General features: G+C 71.3%; 10 protein-coding genes and 2 pseudogenes. 2 read left to right on the forward strand and 10 right to left on the reverse strand.

Features of this window, described 5'->3' with window-relative positions:
* The 6 genes from LNK82_RS15730 to LNK82_RS15755 form a co-directional block, all read right to left on the reverse strand.
* Nucleotides 1-429, reverse strand: a complete 429-nt coding sequence (locus LNK82_RS15730; protein WP_230567731.1) for a guanyl-specific ribonuclease — start codon at nucleotides 427-429, stop codon at nucleotides 1-3.
* Between the two features lie 65 nt (nucleotides 430-494).
* Complete coding sequence (gene coaD, locus LNK82_RS15735; protein ID WP_230567732.1) at nucleotides 495-977, reverse strand: pantetheine-phosphate adenylyltransferase; 483 nt, start codon at nucleotides 975-977, stop codon at nucleotides 495-497.
* 54 nt (nucleotides 978-1,031) lie between these two features.
* Entirely contained in the window at nucleotides 1,032-1,598 is a 567-nt protein-coding gene (gene rsmD / locus LNK82_RS15740; RefSeq protein WP_230567733.1) for a 16S rRNA (guanine(966)-N(2))-methyltransferase RsmD, read from the reverse strand.
* A 4-nt stretch (nucleotides 1,599-1,602) separates the two neighbouring features.
* Nucleotides 1,603-2,691 (reverse strand): MBL fold metallo-hydrolase, encoded by a 1,089-nt coding sequence (locus LNK82_RS15745; RefSeq protein ID WP_230567734.1) that lies wholly within the window; start codon nucleotides 2,689-2,691, stop codon nucleotides 1,603-1,605.
* A 63-nt stretch (nucleotides 2,692-2,754) separates the two neighbouring features.
* Nucleotides 2,755-3,129: a hypothetical protein gene (locus LNK82_RS46760; protein WP_268996472.1), complete on the reverse strand. Its 375-nt coding sequence runs from the start codon at nucleotides 3,127-3,129 to the stop codon at nucleotides 2,755-2,757.
* 294 nt (nucleotides 3,130-3,423) lie between these two features.
* Nucleotides 3,424-6,801 (reverse strand): pyruvate carboxylase, encoded by a 3,378-nt coding sequence (locus LNK82_RS15755; RefSeq protein WP_230567735.1) that lies wholly within the window; start codon nucleotides 6,799-6,801, stop codon nucleotides 3,424-3,426.
* A gap of 456 nt (nucleotides 6,802-7,257) precedes the next feature.
* On the opposite strand from LNK82_RS15755, the gene LNK82_RS15760 reads away from it, so the two are divergent.
* Complete coding sequence (locus LNK82_RS15760; protein WP_230567736.1) at nucleotides 7,258-8,532, forward strand: coiled-coil domain-containing protein; 1,275 nt, start codon at nucleotides 7,258-7,260, stop codon at nucleotides 8,530-8,532.
* 18 nt (nucleotides 8,533-8,550) lie between these two features.
* Here the strand turns inward: LNK82_RS15760 and LNK82_RS15765 are convergent, their stop codons facing one another.
* The 4 genes and pseudogenes from LNK82_RS15765 to LNK82_RS15780 form a co-directional block, all read right to left on the reverse strand.
* On the reverse strand, nucleotides 8,551-9,360 hold the full coding sequence (locus LNK82_RS15765; protein ID WP_230567737.1) for an SCO4651 family lipoprotein: 810 nt from the start codon (nucleotides 9,358-9,360) through the stop codon (nucleotides 8,551-8,553).
* A 54-nt stretch (nucleotides 9,361-9,414) separates the two neighbouring features.
* Nucleotides 9,415-11,124 (reverse strand): annotated as a pseudogene (locus tag LNK82_RS15770) (helicase-related protein); the annotation flags it as partial.
* Nucleotides 11,125-12,138: 1,014 nt separating this feature from the next.
* A pseudogene (locus LNK82_RS15775) lies at nucleotides 12,139-12,645 on the reverse strand (OB-fold nucleic acid binding domain-containing protein); the annotation flags it as partial.
* A gap of 14 nt (nucleotides 12,646-12,659) precedes the next feature.
* Nucleotides 12,660-14,252: a DAK2 domain-containing protein gene (locus LNK82_RS15780; RefSeq protein WP_230567738.1), complete on the reverse strand. Its 1,593-nt coding sequence runs from the start codon at nucleotides 14,250-14,252 to the stop codon at nucleotides 12,660-12,662.
* 145 nt (nucleotides 14,253-14,397) lie between these two features.
* Here LNK82_RS15780 and rpmB point away from each other — a divergent pair, with 145 nt between their 5' ends.
* Entirely contained in the window at nucleotides 14,398-14,589 is a 192-nt protein-coding gene (gene rpmB, locus LNK82_RS15785; RefSeq protein WP_033437952.1) for a 50S ribosomal protein L28, read from the forward strand.
* The last annotated feature ends 82 nt before the right edge of the window (nucleotides 14,590-14,671 follow it).

Raw genomic sequence — 14,671 nt, forward strand, 5'->3', positions numbered from 1 at the left:
CTAACGGGTGATGTCCACCAGGACGAAGCTCGCGTAGTGGTCCGACGTGTAGAAGTACAGCTTCGGGGTGGCGTTGCCGGTCACGATCCGCCGCGCGCCGCGGGTGGAGACGCCGGGCGTCTTGACCGTGTACTCCCGGTAGTAGCCGGTCGAGCACGCCGGGAGGATGCCCTCGCGGTTGTAGAAGGTCTGGTTGTCCTGCGGATACGGGTACGGCCCGCCCCGCTGGATCAGCCTGACGGTGTCGGTCGCCTGCACGGGCAGGGCGGACAGCGCGACCTTGCGGAAGCCGGACGTGTCACCGCAGGCCGCCTGCGCGACCGCGACCGACTCGGCCGCGACCGCCTGGGTCGACGTGGTGAACGTGCCCGCGAGGACCAGCAGCAGGGAGAGCAGCACCTTCGCGGTGCGCGATGTGATCTCGCTCATGCCAGTGAACGCTAACCACACCGAGCGAAGAAGAGGCGGTCCTCAAGTTAACGGACCGTGACCGGTCAGCGACCCTCCGCGAGCCGGGCGGCGAGCCGGTCCTTGATCGTGGGCGGCAGCAGGCTGCTCACGTCGCCCCCGTAGGTCGCCACGTCCTTGACCAGGGAGCTGGCCAGGAAGCTGTAGATCGGGTTCGTCGGCATGAACAGCGTCTCGACCCCGGTGAGCTGGTGGTTCATCTGCGCCATCTGCAGCTCGTAGTCGTAGTCGCTGACCGCGCGCAGGCCCTTGACGATGGCCTTGATGTCGTTCTCCAGGCAGTAGTCGACCAGCAGGCCGTGCCAGGCGTCGACGCGGACGTTCGGCCACTGCGCGGTCACCTCGCGCAGCATTTCCGTGCGCTCCTCCACCGAGAACAACGTCTTCTTGTTCTTGTTGATGAGCACGGCGACGACGACTTCGTCGAAGAGCTTCGCCGCTCTGCCGATGATGTCCAGGTGTCCGTTGGTGGCCGGGTCGTAGGAGCCGGGGCACACGGCACGCGTCATGGTTTCGGACGGTAGCACCCGATCGGACGCGTCCACTCCGGTGCGTGGTCGGCATCACCCGGAGGCGTCAACCTGTTCGGCCCAGTGCAGCGCGGTGTCGCCGTATCGCTTGCTGCGCAACGATTCCACGGGACTCGGCCAAATCGGTTCAGGGCTGCGCGCGCCGCGTTCCACGACGATCAGCGACCCGGGTTTCGTCCAACCGTTCGTGACCAGCGACGCGAGGAGCCGGTTGAGCTGCTCGTCCGTCACCGCGTAGGGCGGATCGGCGAAGACGACGTCGCACGCCACCTCCGCCGCACCGCCCACGACGGCCTCCGCGGTGCGGTTCACCACCGTCGCGCCGGGCAGCGCGACCACCTTGGCGTTGCTCTTCAGGACTTCGGCAGCCCGCTTGTCCGACTCCACGAACGTGGCGCTCACCGCACCCCGCGACAACGCCTCGAACCCGAGCGCCCCCGACCCCGCGTACAGGTCGAGCACCACCGCGCCGTCCAGGTCGACCAGCGTCTCCAACGAGCTGAACAACGCCTCCCGAACCCGGTCGGAGGTGGGACGCGTACCCCTGGGCGGCACTTGCAGCCGGCGGCCACCGGCGGCGCCCGCGACGATCCTGGTCACCGGGTCATCGTCCCACCGCGAGCGCCTGCCACCACCCGTCGACCTCCGGCGGCTGCTCCACGTCGATCCGCTCGCCGGGCCGCGGCACGGCCAACGGCACCCCGTGCGCCTTCGCCTCGCGCCACACCCGGTCGACCGGCTCGGACCAGTCGTGGAACGCCAGGTTGAAGGTCGCCCAGTGCACCGGGATCAACAGCCCGCCCCGCACGTCCCGGTGCGCCGTCACACCTTCCTCCGGCGTCATGTGGATGTCCGGCCACCCGGGCCCGTAAGCACCGATCTGGATCAGAGAGGCGTCGAACGGACCGTGCTCCTCGCCGATCGCCCGGTAACCGTCGAAGTAACCGGTGTCACCGCTGTAGTAGACCCGGTGCGCCGGCCCCTTCAAGACCCACGACGCCCACAGCGTGTTGTCCCGCTGGAAGCCCCGGCCGGAGAAGTGCTGCGCCGCCGTGGCCACCAACGTGACGCCGGCCACCTCGTGGGACTCGTCCCAGTCCAGCTCCACGATCCGGTGCTCGGGCACGTCCCACCGGCGCAGGTGCGCCCCGATGCCGAGCGGCACCACGAACACCGCGTCCGTGTCCCCGGTCAGCGCACGCACCGTCGCCAGGTCGAGGTGGTCGTAGTGGTCGTGCGAGATCACCACCGCGTCCACCGGCCCCACCTCGTGCAACGAGTGCGGCACCGGGTGCAACCGCCGCGGACCGACCACTTGCGACGGTGAGACCCGCTCACTCCACACGGGGTCGATCAGGACCCGTGCGCCGTCGATCTCCACCAACGTCGACGCGTGCCCGTACCAGGTGATGTGCAACCCGTCCGCCGAGCCGACGCCCGGCGGGACCAGCGGCACCTCACCCACCGGCCGCCGCTGCTGCCCACCGAAGAACATCTCCCGCACCGTCCCGGCCGCGCCGTCCGGCATCGTCCGCGTGCTCGCCGCGTTGTGGAACTTCCCGTCGCGATACCGGGGCGACCGCCGCACCCGCTCCCCACCGGGCTTCCCACCCAACGCCAACGACACATCCCGCGCCGCCCAGGCGACAACACCGGCCGTGAGAGCGAACAACCCGACAGCGACCTTCTTCATGCCACCACCAACGCCAACCGGAACGCCCCGGTTCCCCCGAACGCCCGATGTGGCCGCGAACACTCACCCGCGCTCCGCTTTCCGCACATCACGCCTGAACCACAGAAAATCCACCACCACCGCCATACCGAAGATCACCCAGGCGACCACGGCCACCACCCACGTCACCAATCCGGACCACACCAACGCCACCGCCACCGCCACACCCGCCGCCAGTGACGCCAACCGACTGCGCCCCAGCCGATCGTGCACGAACCACCACCCAATCGACCGCCCCCGGACCGCCGGCTCCACAGCCCGCGTCGGCCACCGGTCACCAGCCGCCCCACCAACCCACTCACCAGCCAACAGCGCCACGAAGTACAACCACGCCGGAAGCACCACCGACAACCCCGCCGCAACCACCACCGCCACACCAACGATCACTACAACCCTCACGCCTCCCCCACCCCCTCCCACAGCAATCACGCTGCGCCGGCCACCCACAACGGACCCGAAACCACCCCACCGAGGCCCGATTTGACATGGGTTCGGGTGCCACAGACCGGAGGAAGCCGGGCAGGCTCGGCGGGTGCTTCTTCCGCCATGCCTGCCCGGCTTTGGCCTGCCTTGGGTGCCCGTAAGGGCCCCATGTCGAATCGAGCCGGCCTCAACCCGAAGCAGCCGACCCGAACTCGACCCGACCAGCCGACCTAACCCCGACCAGCCGACCCGACCCGAGCCGAGCCCCACTCACTCCAGGACGATCAACAAATCCCCACCCTCGACCTGCTGCACCCCACGCACCGCCAACCGCTTCACCCGCCCGGCCTTGGGCGCGGTGATCGCGGCCTCCATCTTCATCGCCTCGATCGTCGCGATCGTCTGCCCGACCTCGACCTCTTCGTCCTCCGCCACGCTCGGCGTGACGACACCGGCGAACGGCGCCGCGACGTGCCCCGGGTTTGCCCGGTCCGCCTTCTCCGCCACCGGCACCTCGGCCGCGATCGAGCGGTCGCGCACCTGGATCGGCCGCAACTGCCCGTTCAACGTCGCCATCACCGTGCGGATACCGCGCTCGTCCGCCTCACCGATGGCCTCCAGCCCGATCAGCAGCCGCACACCCGGCTCCAGGTCGACCTGGTACTCCTCCCCGGGCTTGAGCCCGTAGAAGAAGTCCTTGCTGCCGAGCACGCTCGTGTCCCCGTACGCGTCCCGGTGCGCCAGGAACTCCTTCGTCGGCGCCGGGAACAGCAACCTGTTGAGCGTCCCCCGCCGGTCGTGCTCCAACCCCTTCACGTCGTCCTCGGTCAGCTCCGCCACGCCCTTCGGCGCGGCACGCCCCTGCAACGCCCTGCTCCGGAACGGCTCCGGCCACCCGCCGGGCGGGTCGCCCAGCTCACCGTGCAGGAACCCGATCACCGACGCCGGGATGTCGAACCGACCGGGGTCGGCCTCGAACTCCTTGGGCGAGACACCGGCTCCGACCAGGTGCAACGCCAGGTCGCCCACGACCTTGGACGACGGCGTCACCTTCACGAGCCGACCGAGCATCCGGTCGGCCGCCGCGTACATGGACTCGATCTCCTCGAACTTCTGCCCGAGCCCGAGCGCGACCGCCTGCGTCCGCAGGTTCGACAGCTGCCCACCGGGGATCTCGTGCGAGTACACCCGCCCCGTCGGCCCGGGGATCCCCGACTCGAACGGCGCGTAGACCTTGCGCACCGACTCCCAGTACGGCTCCAGGTCGCAGACCGCCCGCAGGTCCAGACCGGTCGCCCGGTCCGTGTAGTCCGTCGCCGCCACGATCGCCGACAACGGCGGCTGCGACGTGGTGCCCGCCATCGACGCCACCGCGCCGTCCACCGCGTCCACCCCGGACTGGATGGCCGCCAGGTACGTGGCGAGCTGCCCACCCGCCGTGTCGTGCGTGTGCAGGTGCACCGGCAGGTCGAACTCCTTGCGCAACGCCGTCACCAACCGCGCCGCCGCCGGCGGGCGCAGCAGGCCCGCCATGTCCTTCACCGCGAGGACGTGCGCACCGGCCCCCACGATCTGCTCGGCCAGCTTCAGGTAGTAGTCGAGCGTGTAGATCCGCTCGTCCGGGTTCGAGAGGTCCGACGTGTAGCAGAGGCACACCTCGGCCACCGCCGTGCCCGTCTCGCGCACCGCCTCGATCGCCGGCCGCATCTGCTCCACGTCGTTCAGCGCGTCGAAGATGCGGAAGACGTCGATACCCGTCTTCGTCGCTTCCTCGACGAACGCGCTGGTCACCGCCTCGGGGTACGGCGTGTAGCCCACCGTGTTCCGGCCGCGCAGCAGCATCTGCAGCGTGATGTTCGGCACCGCCTCACGCAGCGCCGCCAGCCGCTCCCACGGGTCCTCGGCCAGGAACCGCAGCGCCACGTCGTACGTCGCGCCGCCCCACGCCTCCAACGACAGCAGCTGGGGCGCCATCCGCGCCACGTGCGGCGCGATGGCCAGCAGGTCCTTCGTCCGCACCCGCGTCGCCAACAACGACTGGTGCGCGTCGCGGAACGTGGTGTCGGTGACCGCCAGGGCCTTGCTCTCCCGCAGCCAGCGGGCGAAGCCCTCCGGCCCCAGCTCGTCCAGCTTCTGCTTCGACCCCGCCGGCGGCTCGGCGTTCAGGTCGACCACCGGCAGCTTCACCTTCGGGTCCACGACGGACGGGCGCGGGCCGTTCGGCTTGTTCACCGTCACGTCGGCCAGGTAGGTCAGCATCCGCGTGCCGCGGTCGGCGGAGTGCCGCGCGGTCAGCAGGTGGGGCCGCTTCTCGATGAACGACGTCGTGACGCGACCCTCGTAGAAGTCCGGGTCGTCCAGCACCGCCTGGATGAACGGGATGTTCGTGGACACGCCCCGGATGCGGAACTCGGCCACCGCGCGCCGCGCCCGCGCCACCGCGGCGGAGAACGTCCGACCGCGGCACGTCAGCTTGACCAGCATCGAGTCGAAGTGCGCGCCGATGACCGTGCCCGCGCCGGTCGTGCCGCCGTCCAGCCGGATGCCCGAGCCGCCCGGCGAGCGGTAGGCGCTGATCATGCCGGTGTCCGGGCGGAAGCCGTTGGCCGGGTCCTCCGTGGTGATGCGGCACTGCAAGGCTGCGCCGCGCAGCTGCACGGTCTCCTGGCTCAGGCCGAGGTCGTCCAGCGTCTCGCCGCCCGCGATGCGCATCTGCGACTGCACCAGGTCCACGTCGGTGACCTCTTCGGTGACCGTGTGCTCGACCTGGATGCGGGGGTTCATCTCGATGAAGACGTAGTTGCCGTTCGGGTCGAGCAGGAACTCGACGGTGCCCGCGTTGCGGTAGCCGATGTGCCGGGCGAACTTGACCGCGTCGGCGCAGATCCGGTCGCGCAGCTCGGGCGCGAGGTTCGGCGCGGGCGCGATCTCGATGACCTTCTGGTGGCGGCGCTGCACCGAGCAGTCGCGCTCGAACAGGTGCATCACGTTGCCCTCGCCGTCGGCGAGGATCTGCACCTCGATGTGCCGCGGCTCGACCACCGCCTGCTCCAGGAACACCGTCGGGTCGCCGAACGCCGACTCCGCCTCGCGCGACGCGGCTTCCAGGGCTTCCCTGAGCGCGGCGGGCTCTTCGACCCGCCGCATGCCGCGCCCGCCACCGCCCGCGACGGCCTTCACGAACACCGGGAACGCGATGTCCTCGGCGGCCCGGACCAGGGCGTCGATGTCGCTGGACGGCTCGCTGGACTTGAGCACCGGCAGGCCGGCCGCGCGGGCCGCGGCGATCGCGCGCGCCTTGTTGCCGGTCAGTTCGAGCACGTCCGAGGGCGGGCCGACGAACGTGATGCCGGCGTCCGCGCAGGCCTTGGCCAGCTCGGGGTTCTCGGACAGGAACCCGTAGCCGGGGTAGACCGCGTCGGCGCCCGCCTTGCGCGCCGCCTTGATGATCTCCTCGACGGACAGGTAGGCCCGGACGGGGTGGCCGGGCTCGCCGATCTCGTACGACTCGTCGGCCTTCAGCCGGTGCAGGGAGTTGCGGTCCTCGTGGGGGAAGACGGCAACCGTGCCGGCGCCCAGTTCGTAGGCAGCGCGAAAGGCCCGGATCGCGATCTCGCCGCGGTTGGCGACAAGAACCTTGCGGAACATGCGGCGTTCCCTCCCGGTTACTCGGCGAGTCCCGCCCGAGGCGCGGGCGGGACTCGATGAATCAAGGCACGCTACCGTGCGCTTCCCGCCCCTCGGGAGTTCCATCTCACGTGACGGACGTCATCGTGATCGTTCACTCCCCCGGTCAAGGCGGGCGCGACCTGGGATCACGCCCCGGGATTCTCCCTTGCGGGGGCGACCGGCGCAGCCCCCACGCGTGCGGCGGATCGACGGACGCACTCCGAGCCCCTACCCCACCACCCGCCCGCCGGGGATCACCCCGCACGGTGGATCACCGACTCGTTACGGTGCGTTCGCTGCATCGGGTGACTACGGCCGGCGACTTCTCGGTAGGGTTGGCCCATGGCCGGGGCTGAAGGGACTGGGCAGCCTGCTGCCCGCACCCATTTCGACGTCGTACTGCGCGGGTACAACCAGCGTCAGGTGAACGAACGGGTGACGCGGCTCGAGTTCGACCTCAAGAACTCGAACCGGGCCCGGGAGGCGGCGTCGGCCCAGGTGGCGGAGCTGGGCAAGCTCCTCAACTCCACCCGCGCCGAGCTCGACAAGGTCAAGTCCCAGCTCGGCAAGCTGGCCACGAGCCCCTCCAGCGCGTCCAACGTCACCGAGCGCGTGCGCGTGATGATGACGTTGGCCGAGGAGGAGATCGCCGACATCCGCAAGGCGGCGCTCGACCAGGCCAACGCCACCCGAGCCGAGGCCGAGCGGGCGGCGGCCGAGGGCAAGGCGGCGCACCACCGCGCGATGGGCGAGCTGGAGGACCGGCGGCGGCAGCTGGAGGCCGCCCACCAGCAGCGGACCACCGAGCTGGAGCGGCAGTACGACGAGCGCCGCACCGAGCTGGAGCGCTCGCACGAAGAGCTGCGGGCCAAGCTGACCGCCGAGCACGAGGCGTTGATGGCGGAGTCCCGCGCCGACCGCGAGAAGCTCACCGCGGACTTCGAGGCGAAGACCGCCGGGCTCGAGGCGAAGCGGGTCGAGCTGGAGCAGAAGTACAAGGGCTACCACGACGACCTCGACAAGGAGTACGACGAGCTGCGCACCAAGCTCCGCAAGGAGCACGAGGTGCACGTGGTCGAGGCGAAGGCCGAGGCCGTGAAGCTGCTCGAAGCCGCTCGGGCCGAGGCGGCGGCGCTGCGCGCGGAGACCGAGAAGCAGGTCGCCGAGCTGGAGGCCGAGGCGCTGGCCAAGGCGGAGCGGACGGTGAGCGAGGCGAACGCCCGCGCCGAGAAGACCATCACGGAAGCCGACGCCCACGCCGAGAAGACCATCACCGAGGCCGACGCCCACGCCGACCGCCGCACCACGGCGGCCGACGAGAAGCTGGCCGAGCTGCACCGCGTGCACCGGGCGTTGAGCGAGCAGTTCGCCGCGGCGCAGGAAGCGGTGTCCCTGGCGGTGGCCACGCTCACCCCGCTGGACGAGGAAGCCGCGGCCGACGACCACCCCGCCGACGCGGCAGCCGACCGTGCCGCGGACAAGGCGACCGCCGACGCACCCACCAAACCGGCGACCGCCAAGCCCGCGTCCGCGAAGCCGGCCGGCTCGAAACCCGCCGACACCAAATCCGCTGTCCCGAAGCCCGCCGACACCAAGCCCGCCGGCACCAAACCCTCCGACGGCAAGCCCGCCGCCAAGGCCAAGGACGTCGACCCGTCCGAGCAGCCGACCACCCAGCTGCCGGTCCCCAAGGGCAGGCAGTCCAAGTAGTCCGCGCCCTACCTCCGCCTACTGGGGCAGCTGGTCGGCCGGCACGACCTCACCCGCCGCCGGCACGGTGATCTCGACCGGTTCGCCCCACCCGCGGAACCGGGTCGTCGACTGCTTCACGACCTTGCCGTCCAGCTCGAACCGGTACTCGGCCCGCACCGGCGCGCTGGTGTCGTCCACCCACACCGACGCCGAGATCGTCACCCCGTACTCGGCGAGCTGGGTGTGCTGCAACTGGATGTCCTGGTCCTCGATGACCTTCGCCATCTTGAGCGGGTCGACCACCAGGTCGAACCGCGTCGCCGGCACCCCGTCCACCTGCTCGGACGACTTGCCCATGATCAACGCCGCCCGCGGCTGCACGTAGTCCAGCTCCGCGCCGGGCGTCGCGCTCGGCCCGAAGCCGCGCAGCAGCGCGGACACCTCGCCACCGCCGGCCGACGGGTAGAAGCCCCACTTCTTGCCCGCGGGCATCGGCGCGCCCTCGACCTGCACGTACGTGCCGTCGCGCACGACCACCAGCGCGATCTTCTTCGGCTGACCGCCGGTCGACACGTCCATCGTCATCGACCCGGTCACGCCGTCGCCGTCACGCCGCAGCGTGCCGTCCACCACGTTGCGCACCTCGGTGGACTGCCCGTCCGACGCGAAGCCCTCGGTGTGGAACGTCGCCGTGCCCAGCTCCGCCCACCGTTGCTCGATGCGCTCGGCGAGCACCGCCAGATCGCCCTTGGGCAGCGAGGACGTGGTCGGGGCCTGGTCAGCGGCGGGCGCGGCCGTGCAGGCGACGAGCACCAACGGAACCAGGGCGAGCAGGAATCGGCGCACAAGCCAGGGTAACCGGCAGCGCGCCCGGCCCTGCCCACCCACACCCCGGGCGGACTACGCCTTCTCCAGGTACTCCGCCCGCTCGTCGTCCAACAGCCCCGCCACGAGCCCGGCCAGCCCGGGGTTCGCGGTCAGCTCCGGGTCCGACTCCACGACCTCCTGCGCCACCACCCGCGCCTCGGCGATCACGTCCTCGTCGCGCAGCAGCGACAGCATCTTCAGCCCCGACCGCTTGCCGGACTGCGCCGCGCCGAGGATGTCGCCCTCGCGCCGCAGCTCCAGGTCCAGCTGCGCCAGCTCGAACCCGTCCAAAGTCGACTCCACCGCCCGCAGCCGCTCCATCGTCGACGTGCCGTCCGGCATCTCGGTGACGAGCAGGCACAGCCCCGGCGCGCTGCCCCGTCCGACCCGCCCGCGCAGCTGGTGCAGCTGGCTGACCCCGAACCGGTCCGCGTCCATGATCACCATGACGGTGGCGTTGGGCACGTTCACGCCGACCTCGACCACGGTCGTGGCGACGAGCACCTGCACCTCGTTCGCCGCGAACGCCCGCATCACCGCGTCCTTGTCCTCCGGCGGCATCCGGCCGTGCAGGATGTCGATCCGCAGCCCGCGCAACGGCCCCTCGGCCAGCTTGTTCGCCACGTCCACCACCGCGAGCGGCGGCCGGCGATCGGAGCCGTCGTCCTTCGGCGAGCCCTTGGCCGACTCCTTCGGCGGCGCCTCCCCGTCGTCCTCCGCGTCGCCGTCGCCGATGCGCGGGCACACCACGTACACCTGGTGGCCCTTGCCGACCTCTTCGTGGATCCGCTGCCAGGCCCGGTCCAGCCAGCCCGGCTTCTGCGCCACCGGCACCACGGACGTGCTGATCGGCGAACGCCCCTGCGGCAGCTCGCGCAGCGCGGACACCTCCAGGTCGCCGTACACCGTCATCGCCACCGTGCGCGGGATCGGCGTGGCCGTCATCACCAGCACGTGCGGAGTCGACCCGCCCGCGCGCCCGCTCAGCGCGGCCCGCTGCTCCACGCCGAACCGGTGCTGCTCGTCCACCACGACCAGCCCCAGGTCCGCGAACTCGACCTTGTCCTGGATCAACGCGTGCGTGCCGACCACGATCCCGGCCTCGCCGGACACGATCTCCAACAACGCCCGCTTCCGCGCCGCCGTCGGCATCGACCCGGTCAGCAACGTCACCCGCGTCGCGTGCTCCGCGCCACCCAGTTCGCCGGCCTGCCCGAGATCGCCCAGCAACTCCCGCAACGACCGCGCGTGCTGCGCCGCCAGCACCTCGGTCGGCGCGAGCATCGCCGCCTGCCGCCCGGCGTCGACCACCTGCAACATCGCCCGCAACGCCACGATCGTGTTGTGGGTCACGATGAAGTGATCGGTCACGTAGAGCTGATCGGGGTGAGCGATCGAGATGCACTGCACCGGCTTGCGACCGACGTACTCGACCCGGCGGATCGCGCGCACCGGCTTCGCGTACTTCGTCCGCGCCTGGACCAGATCCGCTTTCCGGGCGAGCCGAAACGGCGGGAAGTCGTTCGGCAGGCGGAGGCTCACCAGGTGGTAGGTGTTGCCCATCTTGGTGATCGGCCGGACCCGACCCGTTCCACCCAGCGACTCCGCGAGCCACCCGACCTGCTCGGCGAGCGTCGCCGAAGCCGACACGAAACTGACGTTCGACCCCTGTTTCCCATCCAGCGTTCCATCGGTGTCGAGAAGGCCCTGCAGGAGCGCGTGCCTGTCCTTCACCGGCGCGACGAGGTAGGACTCCGGGACGCGCTTCGTGTGCGACCGGTGGCCGTGGACGCCGATCTCGCGCAGTGCCGCGAGCAGCGGGTTGCGACCGCGCTCACGGCCCACGACGTGCCAGTCGTCCGCGCGACTGCCCGACCACTTCGTCAGTTCGCAGCCGTCGGGCAGGACTTCGACCAGTCCGGTGATCAGCTCCGCGTCCGCGCTGGTGAAGACGACACGCCCGTTCACCAAGCCGCCACCTCCCAGCAGCAGCCCCAGCAGGTAAGGATCCACCGGCCGTTCTTCGTGGCAGTCGATCTCCGGCGCGGTGATCGTCGGCAGGTGCCACTTCGACGAGCCGTTGGCAGTCGTCAGGTCGTCCCGGATCTCGCGCAGGGTCAGCACCTTCAGCGGGTTCCCCCGGTTCCGCCGGACGGTCGTGTCGACCGCCCACAGGTGCTCCAAGTCGGACTCGACGCTGGTGCCGTCGGAGAGGACGACCCGGTAGACCTCGCGCTCGCCCTGCGGGAAGACACCGGTGACCACGGTCACCTCGCCGTCGGCCGCAATGACCTCGTCACCCGACCGGATATCACCCATCAACCGGAAGCCCGCAGGCGTCAGCACCTTCGCGTCGAGCGGTTGCGCCTTCCCCGAGCCGACCTCCCCCTGGAGCAGCCGGTTCATCGGGTGCTCGCCGGACAGGTCCCGGACGATCTGCTCGCCGACCTCCCGCTGCCCCGCCGTCAGCTCGAACGGCAGCCGCGCTTCGAACGCGCCGCGCACCAGGCCGTCCCGGGGCGGGCACGCGGGCGCGGGGCGGGCCGTCGCCGAACGGCGGCGCTGCGCCAGCGTCAGCTGCACCGCCAGCGCCTCGTCCCACTTCAGCCGCTGCTGCGCGACGGTGATCGCGGCCCAGCCGTCCGGCCGGTGGATGTCGCGCAGCGCCTTCTCCAGCCCGATCAGCCCGCGCTCGGCCCGCAACGACTCGGGCAGCGGGTCGTCCGCGACCCCGTCCCACACCGCGAGGACCTGCTCGACGCAGTTGGAGACGTTCCACGACTGGATGCCCTGCGCCGCCGGGTAGACCGGGATCATCGCCCCCGCGAAGTCCGCCGCCGCCACGCCCTCGCCGTCGAGCACCTGGTAGTCGGGGTGCGCGAGCTGGAGCTTGCCGTTGAACATGCCGACCTTGCCCGCGAACATCGCCTCACGGCCCGGCAGCAGCTCCCGCTCGACCTTGCGCGAGCCGCGCCCGAAGAACACCAGGTGCAGGTCGCTGGTGCCGTCGGTGATCACGGCCTCCAGCAGCTCGCCGCTGCGCGACTTCATCCGCCGCTGCCGCGCGCTCTTGACCCGCGCCTGCACGGTGACGTGCTCGCCGAGCTCCAGCCCGGCGATCTCGGTCAGCTTGCCGCGCTCGTCGTACCGGCGCGGGTAGTGGCGCAGCAGCTCGCCGACGGTGGTCAGGCCGAGCCCGGCCTCCAGCGCGTCGGCGCTCTTCTTGCCGAGCACCGACACCAGCTTCTCGTCGAAGGTCGTCATCCCGGCCTATTCAACTACTCGACACCGACAGTCAGCAGCGCGTCACGCTGCCCGCCCGGGTAGGCGGCGAGCTCGACCTCCGGGTGGGCGACGCGCAGGTGATCTTCCAGCACCCGCTCGACCCCGTCCGGGGCGGCCCGTCCCCACAGCACGGTGACCAGCTCGCCGCCGCTGGCGAGCATCCGGTCGACCAGCCGGCACGCCAGCGCGCCCACGTCGGCCGGGTCGGGCTCGATCAGCACGACCTCGCCGTCCACCATGCCGAGCAGGTCGCCGGGACGGCACCGGCCGACCCAGGTGATCGCCTCCCGGTCGGACACCGCGACCTCGCCGCGCCGGGTGGCCGCCGCCGCCTCGGCCATGGCGACCACGTCGTCACCGGCGCGCCGGGACGGCGAGTGCACGGCCAGCGCCGCCAACGCCTGCACCGGGGAGAACGTCGGCACGACCACGACGTCCTGACCTGCGGCGACGGCCTGCGTGACGGCCTCGTCGAGCGGTTCGCGCCACATCGGGTCGCCGGGCAGCACGGTCACCTGCCGCGCCCGCGTGCTCACCACCACGGCCAGCAGGTCGGCCGCCGTCACCTCGTCACCCGGCTCGAACACCACCGCGCCCTCGGACCGGAACAGCTCGGCCGCGCCCTCGCCCTCGACGAGCACGACGATCGCCCGGTCGCGCACGAACCGGGGGGCCTGGGCGGCGATCTGGTCGGCGAAGCGCGCCACCGTGATCCGGTGCGGCCGGCCGGCCCGGATGCCCGCCTCCACCGCCGCGCCGATGTCGTTGCAGTGCACGTGCACGGTCCACAGCGCGGCGCCGTCGCCGACCACGGACACGCAGTCTCCGATGGCCGCCAGCTCGGCCTTCAACGCCTCCACGTCCGGCGAGCCGTCCAGCAGGTACATGACCTCGTACTCGAACTCCGACGACCCGCCCTCGCGCGCGGTGGTCAAGGGCTCGCGCGGCACCCTGACGACGACCGGCACGTCCTCGACCGCCCGTCCGGTGATCACCGCCGCCAACGTGTCCAGCAGCACGACCAGCCCCCGCCCGCCCGCGTCGACCACGCCGGCCCGGGCCAGCACGGCCAGCTGGCGCGGTGTGTCGGCCAACGCCTCGGCGCCCGCCTTCGCCGCGACCGTGACCACCTCGTCCAGGTCGTCGGACGGGCAGTCGCGGGCCGCCTCGGCCGCCGCGCGCAGCACGGACAGCACCGTGCCCGCGACCGGCTCCGAGACGGCGGCGGTGGCCAGTTCGTCGGCGCGCCACAACGCGCGCCGCAACGACGCGCCGGACGCCGTGGAGGCGCCTTGGACGGCCTCCGCCAGGCCGCGCAGCACCTGCGACAGGATCACCCCGGAGTTGCCCCGCGCACCGGCCAGCGCGCCGCGCGCGAGCGCGCCCAGCGCCGCGCCGACCGTGTCGACGGGTGTCCTGAGCAGCGCGTCCAACGCCGAGCGCATCGTCTGGAGCAGGTTGGTCCCGGTGTCGCCGTCCGGCACGGGGAACACGTTGATGCGATCGATGGCCTCCCGGTTGGCGTCCAGCGACCGAACACAGGCGTCCGCCCACTGGCGCACCGCGACCGCATCGAGAGCCTGCATGTCGGCGAGGGTATTCGACCCGGTTTGGTGGCAGAACGCGCCACCGGCTACCCTGTCTGGGTTGCCATGCCCGGCTGAGGCTTGTGCACGCTTGCGCGCCCGCCGGGGCGTGAGTATCGATCAGGAACCTTAAGGAGTGGCTGACGTGGCTGCCGTGTGCGACGTCTGTGGCAAGGGGCCGGGCTTCGGCCATTCTGTCTCGCACTCCCACCGGAAGACGAACCGCCGGTGGAACCCGAACATTCAGACCGTGCGCGCGAAGGTTTCCTCTTCGACGCGGCAGCGGCTGAACGTGTGCACCTCGTGCCTGAAGGCGGGCAAGGTGGTGCGCGGCTGATGACCCGCGCCTGAGCTTGGCGAAAGGCCCCCGGAACGCTGTTCCGGGGGCCTTTCGGCGTACCTGGGTGTGTGACGCTCGT

Source organism: Saccharothrix luteola (assembly GCF_020859565.1).
In the GTDB taxonomy this organism is placed as follows: domain Bacteria; phylum Actinomycetota; class Actinomycetes; order Mycobacteriales; family Pseudonocardiaceae; genus Actinosynnema; species Actinosynnema luteola.

Coding starts and splice junctions, on each gene's coding strand:
- LNK82_RS15730 (WP_230567731.1), bottom strand. CDS start 429: ATGAGCGAGATCACATCGCGCACCGCGAAGGTGCTGCTCTCCCTGCTG.
- coaD (WP_230567732.1), bottom strand. CDS start 977: ATGACGCGTGCCGTGTGCCCCGGCTCCTACGACCCGGCCACCAACGGA.
- LNK82_RS15745 (WP_230567734.1), bottom strand. CDS start 2,691: ATGAAGAAGGTCGCTGTCGGGTTGTTCGCTCTCACGGCCGGTGTTGTC.
- LNK82_RS15755 (WP_230567735.1), bottom strand. CDS start 6,801: ATGTTCCGCAAGGTTCTTGTCGCCAACCGCGGCGAGATCGCGATCCGG.
- LNK82_RS15780 (WP_230567738.1), bottom strand. CDS start 14,252: ATGCAGGCTCTCGATGCGGTCGCGGTGCGCCAGTGGGCGGACGCCTGT.